The following is a 13,273-nucleotide window of genomic DNA, read 5'->3' on the forward strand; positions in this document are numbered from 1 at the left end:
TGGAACAATGAGCTCAAGCGCACCGGCATCGGCGGACGAATTCCTGACCGGGCTCAAAGGCCAGCGCGTGCTGGTCACGGCGGGCGCCGGCGGCATCGGCTTTGCCATTGCAGAGACACTGTCGCGGCTAGGCGCGCGTGTCGTGATCTGCGATATTTCGGACGAGGCACTGGCGTCCGCTCAGAAAAGGATTGCCCTTGCCGCCGCGGTCAAGGCCGACGTTTCGCGCGACGACGATGTCGACGGGCTGTTCGAGACGGTCAAGGAGAAGCTCGGCGGGCTCGATGCGCTGATCAACAATGCCGGTATTGCCGGGCCGACCGGCGGCGTGGATGAGATCGATCCGGCAGACTGGCGGCGCTGCATAAATATCTGCCTGACCGGCCAGTTCCTGTGCGCGCGCCGTGCCGTGCCGCTGATCAGGGCGGCGGGCGGCGGCTCGATAGTCTCGATGTCTTCGGCCGCCGGCCGCCATGGCTACGCGTTCCGAACCCCGTACTCGGCTGCCAAGTTCGGCGTTGTCGGCCTGACCCAGAGTCTTGCAAAGGAACTCGGACCGCATGGGATCAGGGTCAATGCCATCTTGCCCGGCATCATCGAAGGGCCGCGCATCGACAAGGTCATTGCCGACCGGGCAAAGCAGCTCGGCGTTTCAAACGAGGAGATGACACAACGCTATCTGCAGAACATCTCGCTGCGCCGCATGACCAGCCCATACGATGTCGCGGCGATGGTGGCCTTCCTGCTTTCCGATGCGGGCATCAACATTTCCGGCCAGTCGCTCGGCGTCGACGGCAACGTCGAGACACTCTGAGGGGGAGATCATGGCGAAGGTAGCAATTGTCGGAAGCGGCTTCATCGGGCGAGCGTGGGCGATCAGCTTCGCTCGTGCAGGCCATGATGTGCGCATGTGGGACCAGGCGCCCGCCGCGGCCAGCGGTGCGCGCGACTATATCGCCGGCGTGCTCGGCGACCTTGCCGCCAACGATTTGCTGCGGGGACAGGCGGTCGATGCCGTGCTTGGCCGCATCACCATCGTGGCGGAGCTTGGCGTGGCCTTGGCCGATGCCGTCCACGTCCAGGAGAACACGCCGGAAAACCTCGAGGTGAAGCGGGAAGTGTTCTCCCGGATCGACGCCCTTGCCGGTCCGCAGGCGGTGCTCGCCAGTTCCACCTCGGCGCTGTTGCCGTCGAAATTCAGCGATCATCTTCAGGGGCGCCATCGCTGCCTCGTCGTGCACCCGATCAATCCGCCCTATCTCATCCCGGCAGCGGAAGTCGTGCCGGCGCCATGGACCTCCGCCGAAACGGTGGAAAGGACCCGCGCCTTTCTTGTCGAGGCGGGCCATGCGCCGCTGGTGATGAAGCGCGAACTCGACGGCTTCATCATGAACCGCTTGCAGGGTGCGCTGTTGGAGGAGGCGTTCCGGCTCGTCGCCGACGGCTATGCCAGCGTCGAGGACGTCGACACGGGCCTGCGCGAGGGGCTGGCGCTGCGCTGGTCGTTCATGGGTCCGTTCGAAACGATCGACCTCAACGCGCCTGGTGGCGTGCGCGACTATGTAGAGCGCTACCAGACGATCTATTCCAACATCTTCCCGCAGACGCTGCGTCGGGTCGACTGGGCCGGCGAGGTCATGGAGACGGTCGAGGCCGAGCGCCGCAACCGGCTGCCGCGGGAAGAACTCGGCGAGCGGCAGGTCTGGCGCGACCGCCGACTGATGGCGCTGGCTGCGCACAAGAAAAAATCGGATCAGGAGTTTGGACGATGACGGAAACAAGCCGCAAGCCCGGCGCCCAGCAAGCCAAGGGCAAGGTCATCATCACCTGTGCGGTGACGGGGGCAATCCATACACCGACCATGTCGCCTTATCTGCCAATCACGCCAGACCAGATCGCCTCGGAGGCGATTGCGGCGGCCGAGGCCGGTGCGGCGATCCTGCATCTGCATGCCCGCGACCCTGAGACCGGCAAGCCCGACCAGACGCCGGAGGCGTTCGCGCGTTTCCTGCCGCGCGTCAAGCAAGGCACCAATGCCGCCATCAACATCACCACCGGCGGCAGTCCCTACATGAAGGTCGAGGAACGTGTACGCCCCGCTGCGCAGTTCAAGCCGGAAGTCGCCTCGCTCAACATGGGATCGATCAATTTCGGGCTCTATCACCTCGTAGCCAAATACGAAACATTCAAGTTCGACTGGGAAAGGCCGCACCTGGAAGCGACGCGTGACCTGGTCTTCCGCAACTCGTTCAAAGACATCGAGTACATACTGGAGACCTGTTACGACAACGGCACGCGCTTCGAGTTCGAGTGCTACGACATTGCCCATCTCTATAACCTCTCCCATTTCGCAGATCGCGGGCTGGTGAAACCACCGTTCTTCGTGCAGTCCGTGTTCGGCCTGCTCGGCGGCATCGGTACGCACCCCGAAGACGTCGCCCATATGAAGCGCACCGCCGATCGCCTGTTCGGTGATCAGTTCCGCTGGTCGGTGCTGGGGGCGGGCGCCAGCCAGTTGCGCATCGCGGCACAATCGGCAGCGCTTGGCGGCAACATCCGCGTCGGGCTTGAAGACAGTCTTTGGGCCGGCAAGGGCAAGCTTGCCAAGTCGAACGCTGAGCAGGTGGTGCTCGCCCGCAAGATCATCGAAGGTCTCGGCATGGAAGTGGCGACGCCCGACGAGGCCCGCGAAATCCTGTCATTGAAAGGCGGCGACAAGGTCGCGTTCTGACTCGTTGCCGAGAGCGCCGAAACAGAGGAGGACCGCATGAAGATCGAAGTCGTAGTGGACGTGAAGACCACGCTGGGCGAGGGACCACTGTGGGACGTCGAGCAGGAGCGCCTCTACTGGATCGACAGTTTCGATGGGCGCGTTTTTCGAGCGACCGCCGACGGCCGCGAGATCCGTTGCTGGGACGTGCCGATGAAGATCGGCTCGATGGCATTGCGCAAGGACGGCGGTGGCGCGGTGGTGTCGCTGCAGCGCGGTTTCCATCTGCTCGATTTCGCCACCGGCGAGGTGACGCCGATCCATGATCCGGAGCCGGACAGGCCGATGAACAGACTCAATGACGGCAAGGTCGACCGGCGCGGCCGCTTCTTCGCCGGCTCGATGGATACCATGGAAGAGGGGCCGTCCGGTGGGCTCTACCGGCTCGATCCCGATTTCTCCGTCACCAAAATAGATTCCGGCATCATCTGCTCGAACGGCCCGTGCTGGAGCCCCGACGACCGCACTTTCTATTTCGCCGACACCTGGACCGGCGAGATCTGGGCCTACGACTATGATATCGAAACCGGTGCCGCCACCAACCGGCGCACTTTCACGCGCGTCGATACCAGCCGGGGAGGGGCGGCCGACGGCTCGACCGTCGATGCGGAAGGATTCCTCTGGAACGCGCTGGTCTATGACGGCAGGCTGGTGCGTTACGCGCCCGACGGCAGTGTTGATCGCATCATCGACATGCCCGTCAAGAAGATCACCAGCGTCATGTTCGGCGGGCCGAAGCTCGACACCCTGTACGTCACGTCGATGGCCAAGCCGCCGCTGCCGCGCTTTCCGGGCGACGGAGTTTTACGCGGCAGCCTTTTTGCCGTCACGGGCCTCGGTGTAACGGGAGTTCCGGAGCCAAGATTTGCCGCGTAGATCGGTGCGTAGTTGCGATCATCCTTCCCGCCTGCTTGGTGCCACCCCCAACCGGCGCTGGGAACTCGTGTCCTGCGGTTCTGATGGAACCCACAATGACAAGCCTGGGGTCACCTTCGCGCGAAGTGCGCGCGAACATGGTTCCCGGAGAAACCATCAACCGAGCCTTGGAAGCCTGCTCGGAACAAGAAATCCACCCATTAGCAACTCCAATGCATCGAGTGCGTCTTCGTCCCGCAGATTGGTCAGAGCTACGCTGTCCACGAAGACAACCTCTTCATTGTCTATGTCATAGACCTCCCAAAGCCCGTCCTTGATCCTCCGGATGGCGTGCCGACGCTCCATAAGCAAAATCTAATACTTGAGTCGCGGCGAGGTTGGTAGAAAATTGGGGCACGAGCCGATCATAATAGTGGAAAACCGCAGGTCCGCCCTGACGATGCTCTTAGATAGTCGAGCCAACGAACGAATCCACGAAGAAGCGTTTCAGGAATGATGTGCACCGATGGCAGCAGGGCAAGCGACGCGGCGGCCATCACCAGTCCGGTGTTGAGGGCACGTGTGTTGCCGCATCAGAAGCCGACGCCCACGATCTTTACGCCGATACGATCGGCGAGCTCGATCAAATCGGAATAGACCTCGGAATCCCCTGTCAAGTCGAGTGACACGCCTGACTGTACCAACATCTTTGCCGGGATTCGATCGCCAAATAGCATCACGGCGAGAGCCCGGTCGTCCTGCCGAGAAATCCAGAAAAGCCCTTGGATATCCTGGCACTGGGCGTGAATAGCTTCGGCCCATAGGCGTGTTGCGGGATAGAGGGCCTTCTCGGTGTCTAGGTGTCTATGATCTGGTTGCGTTTGATGCCGAGTTTTCTAAGCGCCATGACGCTCAAATCAGCCAGCACCAAATCGTGCCGGGGCAACACTCGCGAATAGACTTGACCTGCCAGTTTCACCTTGTCGTAGGTCTTCAGGCCTGCTGCGAATGGCACATCATGAAAGACAGGTTCCATCGCCGCACAGTGAAAGGTCGTGCCACCGACAGAGCTGGGATACTTGCCCCATTTGCATTCTTGATCGGGCTGAAGCGGGCATTGCCTTTGAAGCCTGGATTGAACTGCGAGCCGGCATACAGATTCAAATGACTGCGATGGATGACCTGGTCCACTGGCCAGATCGTTCGAGTAATGATGTCCTGCAAATCGTTCGATGGAACGGGAACTGGAGTCGTCGGTTCCCGTCCTATCTTTGATTTAGCCATGGGATGCGCCTACCAGCTCATCCTCGGCGGCTGCAAGAACACGCTCAGGGTCCGAGGCGTGGACAGCAATATGCCGGTCTGGAAAGGTGCAAGAGCGCCGCGCCGAGCAAGATATGTACGCTAGAATAATTAGGATGCAAAGCTAACGACAAATCGGCCCAGTGCGTAGATGCTTGCAATGTCCTGGCGGGGACTCGGCACAGGTGGCAGGCATCATGTTGGGGTGATGTCGTGCTGCCTGCGCCAATCAGCCGCCGCTCGCCGTCAAAGATGGCGCTGTGTTGAGCCATAAGGTGCCTCGCAATGGGTCAAGACGTCTGGCACCGCAATTGCGTGGTCAGGTATGGGGGAATGGGGTGGAGGCCCGTCGCTTCGCAAATGCAGCGGCGGGCATTCTGCATCTCGTGCCAGCCTGGTGTCGGCCGATGGCTGTAGCCTCGCCCCCTTGTAAGGCGGAGAGCGCCGTGCGCCCGAAGTTGTCCACGGCATCGCGTCTGGCCCCGAGTTCGAGAAGTCGGGAAACAACGTCCGCCTCGTCGCTTTGGGCAGCGACGATAAGAGGAGTCCAGCCGAGAACCGCTCGGGCTTCGAGGCTGGCGCCTAGCTTCGCAAAGGCATTAACGGCTTCAAGATTGCCATTGGCGCTCGCCGAGATGAGCGGCGTCCAACCTAGATCGTTCCGATGCTCGAGATCGGAGCCATGCGCCAACGGCTGAAGCCAGTTTGGAAACCTGTCGAAGGTTTCCCGCGGCGGCCGCGACATATCGAGGAGATAGCGCAATTCCCCCTGCATGGTTTGGGGGGCCGCACCTTGCTCATCAAGACGTGTCCTTGCGGTCGAAGTGGTTCCTTTGGTCAGTGTCACCTTAGTTCCTCCCAAACTCTGCGGGTTCCAGCGCCGGCTGTCGGCCAGCTAGGATCTCCTTCGCGGCGTCAGACAAGCATTGGCGCTAGCTCCAACCGCCTTAGTGTCTTCTAATCCGAGGGAAATCCGGAAATATGAGGGCCCGTCAGCGCGGTTCAGCCGCGTCGTCTGGTAAACCCGCGCGCTGGATTTCAGCCAACCAAATCCTGCTCGGACATCGGGCACAACCGCATGGTCATGGGCGCGCGCCTTCTGCCGCCACCGCGTCAGTAGCTGTTTGTAATGCGACCCCTCGCAGTCTCCGAAAACGAGGTATATGAGCGAACCGACCCCTTTTGCGAAGACCTCGGCATTGCCCTCGTCGGCGAAACTGTCGAGCACTGTAAGCTTAAGATCAGTCATGCCGGAACGACACAGCTCCGCCGCGAAAGTCCTGACGTTTCGGCTGTGTGTCGCCATTCTCAGCGGCAGCAATCGGATGTGCGAAGCGTCGAGATATGATAGGGCCCGGGCCTGTAGGGATTGCCCAGTGTCGCGCGCATAATTGCGTGTCGATGCGATGAGATCCCCTGCACCGTAAATAACACCGCACATAGCATCGTTTGTGATGTATTTTGTGCCGCTTTCCACGACGAGAAGACGGTCTGAAAAGTCGAGCAGATCGAACCACCGTGTAAGCCCACTCTGCACCGAATTGTCGAGAATGAAGATCGGTGCCGACGGGCACGCTGACCACGCAGCGATATCGCGCACCGGATCGACGCTTGGCATATTGGCTATCGTTTCTAGTAGAACGACCTCAGGACCGAAGGCCGCGAGCGCATCTCGCAAGGCGTTCGGCCGCGCCACATCGACCGCACGAATCTCGACGCCAAGCGGCAGGAGATGCCGCTCGATCAATCCCGATGTCTCGAAGTACCGAGACTTGCCGACAAGCAGGCGCGTGCCAGCCTTCACCTTGCAGGCGCCGAGCGCAACGGCAATCGCCGACATGCCGCAATTCACGAGAACGCTCTGCTCCGAGCCATAGATCTCGGCCAGGACGCGCTCCAACTGAAGGCGCCGGCCGTTTTCGAACGTGTCCCAATTAGTCAGATTTGTGATTCCGGCATCGGTCTGGGTCGCCAGAGTCCAAAAGGCGTCCATATCCTCGACAGGCTCGGCGATATTCACGGCGTTGTTAAGCATCGCCGCACGCAGCCGATCCGCCTGCCACTGCCATTGGTCGAGCGAGCGGGCGGGGTCGTTTTCGGCGCCGTCCAGATCGTAGACGCGTAGCGCTTCAGTCAGACAGTCGAGGGGACCGTCCTGCGTTTGTCTTAGCATTTCCGGAAAACTCCTAAATCTCGCCGTGTCGCGGCGACTTATTGGCTAAGCGAAGGTTGCGCGCGTCATCAGCGACTGACCTCAGCAACCAGAGGTGATGGCTGAGGAGGATGCCTGGCATCGAGTCGCGTCGGTCGGTGAAGATCACGCGTCCGCGCCCGTTGAGCATCTTGCTCCATTCATCGGCCGAGCGATGCGCCGCAGGGCAAGGTAGCGGCGTTTTGTTCAGCCCGTAGTTGAAGAAATCGTTGACCAGAATTCCACGAGGGTGCGCGCGACATGGCCCGTGATATCGCCACCACCGACGCCTATGTGACCTCGCGCCGCGAGCGAAAGAAGGTCGAGATGCTGTTTGCGCACCTCAAACGCATCCTGAAACTCGATCGCCTGCGACTACGGGGACCGAATGGCGCCCGAGACGAGTTCCATCTGGCAGCCGCCGCCCAGAACCTCCGGAAACTGGCCAAGCTGATCCCGGTGCCGATGCCGAAACCGGCGTGAGAGGCCCTGGCCTTCGAACATCCTCAATGGCGACCAACGAACACGCTATCGTCAGTCGACTTCTTCAACACAATCGGTGGGAAGCCGCCATTGCCCACAAGGCCTCGGCCTGATCAACCGAGCTCCCTTGGCAGAAGCAGCGGGTATGCCGGTTGCGCGGGGAGAAGGCTTCCCATGTGACCCGCAGGCCCGCGAGTTGGGCGCGAAGAGGCTGCGCTGGGTCAGCGCGCGCGCCGGTAATGCATGGCGACCGCGCCGCTGCGGAGCGGCTTGGCCGAGATCAGCTCGAGCCGTCGCGTGCTGGGCAGCCCGCTCTGGTAGAGGGTCGGGCCGTGGCCCGCGATCCTGGGGTGCACGAGGAGCTTGTACTCGTCGATTAGATCCAGCCGGTCCAGCTCGGTCGCGAGCTTGCCGCTACCGAGGAGCACGCCGGCCGGGGTCGCGTCCTTGAGCCTCTGCACGCCCGTGCGCAGGTCGCCGGCGATGTGGTGGCTGTTGGTCCACGGGAAGGCCTTTCGCGTCGATGACACTACGTACTTCGGCTTGGTGTCCAGTTTGACGGCCCAGTCGCGTATCGCCGGCGGCGCCTCCTCGTCGCCGCGGGCGACTGCCGGCCAGTAGCTTTCCATCATCTCGTAGGTGACGCGACCCCACAGTATCGCCCCGCCCTCGTCCATAAGGCTGGTGAAGAAGGCGTGCGTCTCTTCGTCGGCAATTCCCTCCTGGTGGTCGACGCAGCCGTCCAGGGTGACGTTGATGCTGAAGGTCAATAGTCCCATGCGGCGAGTCTAAGCCATACAATGGACAACACCTAGAGCGATTGTTCGCGGTTGATGTTCAACTTCCGCAACGGGTCAAATCGCGTCGCTGAGGTGAGGCGGTCGAACGATTCTTCGCGTTCGCCAAGGGGAAGAAGCGCGGAAGGCTGGCATCTGGTTGACGGTCGGAAAGCGCGGTCGCGCCAGTTGTACGCACTCTCATTAGGCGGTTTCGAGCCGGCTGAACCGAACCGGGATGAGTTTCCGGGTCTTGAGTTGCCCTGCCGCATCCTTGCCGATGACAGTCAGAAACTGCACTTGTTCCGGTCCCACAGGCAGAACCAGGCGGCCCCCCGGCTTGAGCTGCTCAAGCAAAGTCGGCGGCGCCCGTCCAGCCGCGACGGTGACCAGGATCTTGTCGAATGGGGCGTGCTCAGGCCAGCCGCGCGACCCGTCTCCGACACGAATGCCGACATTGGATAAGCCGAGGCCCTGCAGCAGAGCCTCGGCATGGCTTGCGAATTCCTCGATGATTTCGACGCTCCAAACTTGCCCGGCGAGTTCCGCGAGGATCGCGGTTTGATAGCCCAGGCCGGTGCCAATCTCGAGCACCGCCTCGTGCGGTTGCAGCGCGAGGAGATCGGTCATGAGAGCGACGATGAAAGGCTGCGAGACGGTTTTATCGAAGCCGATCGGCAGCGGCATGTCCTGGTAGGCATAAGGTGCAACCGAGGCTGGCACGAAGAGATGCCGCGGCACTCGCCGCATCGCTGCCATCACCCGCTCATCGAGCGCCGCCTTGCCGAGTTCTTCGCTTGCAAGGTCGGCATGGATTGCAATCATCTCGACCATGTGCCTGCGTAGGACCGCGAGGTGCTCTTCGTTCATTGGCTTCATGACGGTGGGACTTTTCCTCAATCAGGCTTGCTGCCACAGTAGCCGTTCAGTCACAGAAACGCCCACCATCGTTTCCAGTTGCGGGTGCCCAACGGCGAGTGGAGGTGATTTGAGCGTTGCGTCTTGGTCGTTATCGGCGACGGCGCACTCGCAGAGACGAACTCAGACGAGCGAACGACCGTTGAGGTGAGGGAAGATGCCGAGTGCCGCAGCCGTGGGAGTGAACGCCCTGGGACCAAGAGCATCTCAGCCTTCTGCCAATCTGGTCAGGCAAGAACCCGCGCTGCCCGCCCGAGCGTCCGTTCCGCGTCATTGTAGTAGTTGGACGCCTGTTGCACCGAGCGATGCTGCGACTGCTGCATGGCTTCGGGCAGCGGAATGCCGCGATGGGCGGTTTCGGTGAGATAGCCGGAGCGCAGGCCGTGGGCCGAGAAGGTTTTTGATCGAGCCCGGCCTCTGCGACGCGGCGCTTCGGGATCAGGTTCACCGCCTGCGGCGTGAGCGCCCGTTTTTCGAGATTGCCCCACCGGTCGATGCCGCGAAACACGGCGGGTTCAGATATTTCGGCGCGCGCGAGCCACGATTGCAGCACCGTCACCGGCCGGCCGACGAGCAGCACGAAAGCGTCGCTGTCGGCCTGTGTCGTCTTGGTCCGACCGAGTTGGATCGACAGGCACGGCAGTTTGTCGCCATCGGGATTCTTTGGATCGGCCGGAACGGGGTCCTCCTCGACCAGCTGTTCGACGCGGAGAGCAGAAATTTCGCTGCGGCGGCGGCCGCCGGAGGCGAAGGCGATCATGAGAAGGGCGCGGTCGCGCACGTCGACGAGGCGATCGTCGGCGCAGGCCTTGATCAGGGCGGACAAAACATCGGCGGTCACCGGCTTCTTGCTCTTGCGGCCGCGGGGACGGGCGCTGGCGCGCACCGCCAGTTTTATCGCACTCTGCAAGCCGGGCGCGTTGAAGTTCCCGACAAGTCCGCGCCAATCAGCCCTTCGGCCGCCTCGCTGTGCTCCTCCGGAAGCAGCCAGGCGGCGGCGACGGACGCGTCAAGGACGAACACCATCAGAAGCGATGGCCTTCATGCTTCCAGGCCACAATCTCCTCGGTGGTGACCGGCTTGGCCCTGGCCCGCGCGGCGCGGACTTCTTCAATCAGGGCGCCGAGGTCATTGGTCTTGGGGATTCGGCTCAGTTTGGCGATCGGATCGTTGCCGCGCGAAATGATGACCTCCTCGCCGGCTTCGACCCTGGCCAGCAGGTCGGACAGGTGTGTCTTGGCCTCTCCGACCTTGACGGTGATGGTCATGGGTTTACGATTTCAATTGAAGCCGTAAGCTGAAATTCAGAACCGCCGTTTACACCTTACGACTTCAAGCGCGGGGAGGGGACTTTCAGAGCCCTTGGTGAGGTCGACGCGGAGCCGATCGTGCCCTGCAGCTTCGTAAGGGCGGGACGTGCCGGAGTGATGCTTCCGACGATAGGTTCGCAGTCGGCTCGAATGTTGTTCGAGCCCGCGCTTCTGTAGCTCGATTGTGAGTCTCCCGAGCCATTTGCAATTGCCCGAGTCCCGCAGCTTGTGCCCCATCCACGAATTGACTATTTTGCGTGACTATGAGTGAGCATCTGGCCTTGGTTCTGACGACAGTGAATGCGCCCTACAGCGAACAGCTCGACGGGGTGGCGCTGGCTCATTGTCTTTCGGATCTAGATCTGGCGAAGCAGTATCCTGGGCAGGTCAGTGCCTTCCTTGGAGAAGTGCCGGTCGAGCAGCAGATGGAGTTCGCCGCCGCGCACCAGATAGCGGTTGATGATCTGAAGGCTTTCGCGGCCCATTTCTCTGCCTGGTCCGGCGAGAGCTATCAACTCGCTGCCTGATGATCGAGGTCCATAGCCGTCGCCCGTCCGAATGGCGGCGGCTTTTCGCCATTGCTGCCGATCTGATCGACCAGCTCCGGGAGAAGGCCGGAGGTTTTGAGTTCGAATGGTCGTTTGGCGGCGGCACGGCGATGATGATCCAGATCAACCATCGCGAAAGCCACGATGTCGATATCTTCCTCGACGACCCTCAGCTACTCGGCTTCATTGACCCATCCAAGAGCCAACTGAGCTTCAGCACGGGTCCTGCCGCATATGACGGCGACGGGACGAGGTTTCAGAAATTCGCGTTCGAGGGCTTGGGCGAGATTGACTTCATCGTGGCCGGGGCCTTGACCGGGACACCTTTCGAAAAGCGAGAGGTAGAAGGCCGTCCGGTATCGCTTGAGACCATTCCCGAGATCATTGCCAAGAAGGTTTATTACCGAGGCGCGGAGGCCAGACCGCGGGACATCTTCGATATCGCAGCGGCCGCGCGATCGCATCGAGCCGGCGTTGTCGGCGCCCTCCGGGCATTTCCGGATCGTGTCGCTCGAACAAGGGAGCGGCTTGCAGAGCTGAATCCGGAGTTCGTCAGACGGACGATCGCACAGCTCATGATCATGCCAGACTACGAGGAGATGGCTGCTGATAGCCTTGCCATTGCAACAGCCCTGCTCAAAGAGGTGCTGTCGCCAGCGACATCATCCTGACAACGCTGGCAGCCGGCTTCGAGCGGACCTTTTAGAGCCCGGACGCCTTGGTGAGGTTGGCCCGGAACCGATCGCGCCGCCGCTGGTATTTGCGGGTCATTTCGGCCGAGGTATGGCCGAGCTGCTTCTGCACGTAACGCTCCTCGATCTCCGCCGAAGAGGCGAGTCCGGCGCGCAGCGAATGCCCAGCAAACAGCAGTTCACGATCGCTTTCGGCAGATCGGCGCGTATGCCGGCGGCCAGTGCGGTCTGCTTGACGAGGCGGGCGACATCCTTGTCGGAGAGCCGCTCGACGTTGACGGTCTTGTTGTCCTTGAAGATGCGGCGGAAGAGGGGCCTCGCGCGATGCGCCTGAGCCTGATCCAGGTTTCGAGCGCCACGACGGGCAGGAGAGGTCGCTGGAGCCGCGGCCGACCTCGACCTCGCGCCAGCCGGTCTTGCCGCGCAGCGTCACCAGCACCCCCTTGTCGGCAAAAATCTCGATCCAGCCGGCGCCGTCGCTGTTGTCGTCGCGCGTTACGTCGAGGCCGACGATTTCGGAGCGCCGCAGCCCGCCCGCGAAGCCCAGCAGCAAAATAGCGCGGTCGCGCAAGCCGCGCAGATCATGACCGAGCGTTGCGATCATGGCGATGAGGTCGTCGCCGAGGACGGCCTCCTTCTGCCGCGGCGGCTTGGCGTGCTTGCGGCGAATGCCGGCGAGTACTGTGGAAATATGCCGATCGGCACGGTCCATCGGCTGGCCGCGCTGGGTGAAGTTCCAGGCAAGGCCGGAGAGTCGCCGCTCGATGGTCGCGACGGAGAGAGGCGGAAGGCCGCGTTTCGGCTCACCGGCGGCGCAGGCGCCGATATAGAGGCGATGACCTGGCTGGAGGGCGGCGTCGGGTCGAAGCCTTCGCGGCGGCACCAGTTGGTGAGATGCCGCCAGTCCCTGGCGTAGGCGTCTCGCGTGTTTTCGGAGCTGGCGGCCTTCGCGCAGGCCGTCGCGTACATCGATACGATCTTGTCATCAAAGCCGGGAAAACGGCGCTGGTACTTGGCGATCAACTGCGGATCGAAACTCGACTGGCGGTCACGCGGGACTTCGATCTCCAGCTTGCCGGTCTCGGTCATTACGGTCTTGCGGCCATAGCCGTTACGCGTATTGCCAGCGTCTTCGCCGCTCGCCAGATGATGGTCCATCTCCGCGTTCAGCGCGCGCTCTGTCAGAGCCTTCTTAAGCGAATCAAGCAGGCCGCCCTGTTCGAAGGCAGCACTGGCTGCGCCTCCTGCCAGCAGTTGGTCGAGAAGATCATTCGGTATTGCAGGTTCTTTGCGTCGGGTCATAGTGGGATTCCTTTTTACCCATTATGCCCGCCCGCACACGGAAATCCTGACAGTCCCTGTGAACGAGCACCGAAGGTTGACCCCGTTCGAAACGGCGGCAAGTGCCTGACCTTGCTTGCAAACTCG

The 13,273-nt window shown here is 61.8% G+C and carries 13 protein-coding genes and 4 pseudogenes; 7 read left to right on the plus strand and 10 right to left on the minus strand.

The genetic code is table 11. The annotated features are described in order from the left end of the window. Positions 1-7: 7 nt before the first annotated feature. The 4 genes from NKJ84_RS18515 to NKJ84_RS18530 are packed head-to-tail and all read left to right on the plus strand — an operon-like array spanning position 8 to position 3,646. Positions 8-814, plus strand: a complete 807-nt coding sequence (locus NKJ84_RS18515; RefSeq protein WP_352507635.1) for an SDR family oxidoreductase — start codon at positions 8-10, stop codon at positions 812-814. A gap of 10 nt (positions 815-824) precedes the next feature. Then, entirely contained in the window at positions 825-1,772 is a 948-nt protein-coding gene (locus NKJ84_RS18520; RefSeq protein WP_352507636.1) for a 3-hydroxyacyl-CoA dehydrogenase, read from the plus strand. Then, the gene (gene kce / locus NKJ84_RS18525; protein ID WP_352507637.1) at positions 1,769-2,731 is read left to right on the plus strand and encodes a 3,5-dioxohexanoate:acetyl-CoA acetone transferase; all 963 of its coding nucleotides are present in this window, start codon (positions 1,769-1,771) and stop codon (positions 2,729-2,731) included. The genes NKJ84_RS18520 and kce overlap by 4 nt, the downstream gene beginning before the upstream one ends. A gap of 36 nt (positions 2,732-2,767) precedes the next feature. Beyond that, the gene (locus tag NKJ84_RS18530; protein ID WP_352507638.1) at positions 2,768-3,646 is read left to right on the plus strand and encodes an SMP-30/gluconolactonase/LRE family protein; all 879 of its coding nucleotides are present in this window, start codon (positions 2,768-2,770) and stop codon (positions 3,644-3,646) included. A 746-nt stretch (positions 3,647-4,392) separates the two neighbouring features. On the opposite strand, the pseudogene NKJ84_RS18535 reads toward NKJ84_RS18530, so the two are convergent. From NKJ84_RS18535 to NKJ84_RS18550, 4 genes and pseudogenes are all read right to left on the minus strand, one after another. Continuing rightward, positions 4,393-4,443: pseudogene (locus NKJ84_RS18535) on the minus strand (hypothetical protein); the annotation flags it as partial. A 175-nt stretch (positions 4,444-4,618) separates the two neighbouring features. Beyond that, positions 4,619-4,909 (minus strand): hypothetical protein, encoded by a 291-nt coding sequence (locus NKJ84_RS18540; RefSeq protein ID WP_352507639.1) that lies wholly within the window; start codon positions 4,907-4,909, stop codon positions 4,619-4,621. Between the two features lie 337 nt (positions 4,910-5,246). Beyond that, a complete protein-coding gene (locus NKJ84_RS18545; protein WP_352507640.1) occupies positions 5,247-5,774 on the minus strand; it encodes an ankyrin repeat domain-containing protein in 528 nt (175 codons plus the stop codon). 48 nt (positions 5,775-5,822) lie between these two features. Further along, a complete protein-coding gene (locus tag NKJ84_RS18550) occupies positions 5,823-6,962 on the minus strand; it encodes a PLP-dependent transferase (RefSeq protein ID WP_352507641.1) in 1,140 nt (379 codons plus the stop codon). A gap of 399 nt (positions 6,963-7,361) precedes the next feature. Here NKJ84_RS18550 and NKJ84_RS18555 point away from each other — a divergent pair. After that, positions 7,362-7,601 (plus strand): annotated as a pseudogene (locus tag NKJ84_RS18555) (transposase); the annotation flags it as partial. A 221-nt stretch (positions 7,602-7,822) separates the two neighbouring features. Here NKJ84_RS18555 and NKJ84_RS18560 read toward each other — a convergent pair. The 4 genes and pseudogenes from NKJ84_RS18560 to NKJ84_RS18575 form a co-directional block, all read right to left on the minus strand. Continuing rightward, positions 7,823-8,380 (minus strand): dihydrofolate reductase family protein, encoded by a 558-nt coding sequence (locus tag NKJ84_RS18560; RefSeq protein ID WP_352507642.1) that lies wholly within the window; start codon positions 8,378-8,380, stop codon positions 7,823-7,825. Positions 8,381-8,581: 201 nt separating this feature from the next. Further along, positions 8,582-9,256, minus strand: coding sequence for a protein-L-isoaspartate(D-aspartate) O-methyltransferase (locus NKJ84_RS18565; protein WP_352507643.1), 675 nt, complete (start codon positions 9,254-9,256; stop codon positions 8,582-8,584). Positions 9,257-9,522: 266 nt separating this feature from the next. Continuing rightward, a pseudogene (locus tag NKJ84_RS18570) lies at positions 9,523-10,241 on the minus strand (site-specific integrase); the annotation flags it as partial. Positions 10,242-10,320: 79 nt separating this feature from the next. Continuing rightward, positions 10,321-10,563 carry a type II toxin-antitoxin system Phd/YefM family antitoxin gene (locus NKJ84_RS18575; protein WP_352507644.1) on the minus strand — a complete coding sequence of 81 codons (243 nt, stop codon included), beginning with the start codon at positions 10,561-10,563 and terminating at the stop codon, positions 10,321-10,323. Between the two features lie 305 nt (positions 10,564-10,868). On the opposite strand from NKJ84_RS18575, the gene NKJ84_RS18580 reads away from it, so the two are divergent. After that, positions 10,869-11,132 (plus strand): hypothetical protein, encoded by a 264-nt coding sequence (locus NKJ84_RS18580; protein WP_084643174.1) that lies wholly within the window; start codon positions 10,869-10,871, stop codon positions 11,130-11,132. After that, entirely contained in the window at positions 11,132-11,824 is a 693-nt protein-coding gene (locus NKJ84_RS18585; protein WP_352507646.1) for a nucleotidyl transferase AbiEii/AbiGii toxin family protein, read from the plus strand. Before NKJ84_RS18580 ends, NKJ84_RS18585 begins: the two co-directional genes overlap by 1 nt. 31 nt (positions 11,825-11,855) lie before the next feature. On the opposite strand, the gene NKJ84_RS18590 is transcribed toward NKJ84_RS18585, so the two are convergent. Both NKJ84_RS18590 and NKJ84_RS18595 read right to left on the minus strand, forming a co-directional pair. After that, complete coding sequence (locus NKJ84_RS18590) at positions 11,856-12,416, minus strand: site-specific integrase (protein ID WP_352507647.1); 561 nt, start codon at positions 12,414-12,416, stop codon at positions 11,856-11,858. 341 nt (positions 12,417-12,757) lie between these two features. Continuing rightward, positions 12,758-13,147, minus strand: a pseudogene (locus tag NKJ84_RS18595) (transposase); the annotation flags it as partial. Positions 13,148-13,273 lie beyond the last annotated feature (126 nt).

Origin of the sequence: Mesorhizobium sp. M0048 (assembly GCF_040323405.1) — a bacterium.
Classification (GTDB): domain Bacteria; phylum Pseudomonadota; class Alphaproteobacteria; order Rhizobiales; family Rhizobiaceae; genus Mesorhizobium.